The organism is Luteimonas salinilitoris (genome assembly GCF_041300785.1).
GTDB lineage: Bacteria > Pseudomonadota > Gammaproteobacteria > Xanthomonadales > Xanthomonadaceae > Luteimonas > Luteimonas salinilitoris.
The window spans coordinates 1-305 of sequence record NZ_JBFWIB010000063.1 but is presented as its reverse complement, the minus strand read 5'-3'; the positions used below and the strand labels follow the sequence as shown (position 1 = coordinate 305).

Annotated in this window: 1 pseudogene; it reads right to left on the bottom strand. The window is 70.8% G+C overall.

The window, feature by feature from the left end:
* Positions 1-305 (bottom strand): annotated as a pseudogene (locus AB5T46_RS20450) (IS91 family transposase); the annotation flags it as partial.

The window sequence follows — 305 nt, the reverse complement described above, 5'->3', positions numbered from 1 at the left end:
GCAGCGAAATCATCGGCCGGCAGGGTTTGCAGGGTCAACACCTTGCGCCCCTGGTGGGGGCCGAGGGCGATGCGGTAGGTGATGGCATGGCCGAGCAAGGGGGGCATCGGATCGTCATCCCAGGCCTGGTCCGCCAGGTGGGCGTGCTCGGCCTCGGGTTCGAGCAGCCCCTGGCGGTGCAGGCACCGGGCCACGCGCCGGGCAATGGTGTGGGCCAGTTGGGTCAGCTGCTGGGAGGTCGGTTCCCGGACCCACTGGAACCGGGGCGGTGCGCCCGGGCGGGTAGGGAGATAGACGCCATCCAG